Origin of the sequence: Streptomyces sp. GbtcB7, assembly GCF_019091445.1 — a bacterium.
In the GTDB taxonomy this organism is placed as follows: Bacteria; Actinomycetota; Actinomycetes; order Streptomycetales; family Streptomycetaceae; genus Streptomyces; species Streptomyces mirabilis.
The window spans coordinates 1-442 of the sequence record NZ_JAGXJM010000143.1 but is presented as its reverse complement, the minus strand read 5'-3'; the positions used below and the strand labels follow the sequence as shown (position 1 = coordinate 442).

Below are 442 nucleotides of genomic sequence, written 5' to 3'. Positions count from 1 at the left end.
CGTCCGTCGACATCCGCGACTTCGCCCAGGCGAAGCTCTCGCGGTAGGCCTCGGGAGTCGGAAGCATCCACTGCTCCACGCGGTAACCGTCGGCATGCGATCGGGCATCGGCGAGGAGGTCTCGCACGCTCGGCAGTGCGGGTTCGATCTCGAGCACGCTCTTCCGGTCGACCTGTTCGGGCGTGTACCCGTGGCGTCGGAAGTAGCGCGCAGGACGGTCCAGCGGGATCTCCCCGGAGCCCGTCGGCGCGGCGAGCCGTTCCGAGGACGCACCGGCGTCGGGCTCGGGATGCTCGGCCCATGCCTGCAGGACGGTGCGTCCCGCGTCACGGGCGGTGCCCTCGACGACGGCGTGAAGCGCACCGCCGATGCCCCTGCCCTGGACCCGCACGAGGAGTTCGACGGTCCAGTAGGCGACCTGCGACCCCTCCTGAGCGGGGAG

1 protein-coding gene is annotated in these 442 nt (G+C 71.3%); it reads right to left on the bottom strand.

Annotation, left to right across the window (positions count from 1 at the left end; all coding sequences use genetic code 11):
• Nucleotides 1-442, bottom strand: a 442-nt coding sequence (locus KVT44_RS55585) for a hypothetical protein (protein ID WP_217576870.1), incomplete at both ends; no start/stop codon positions are given.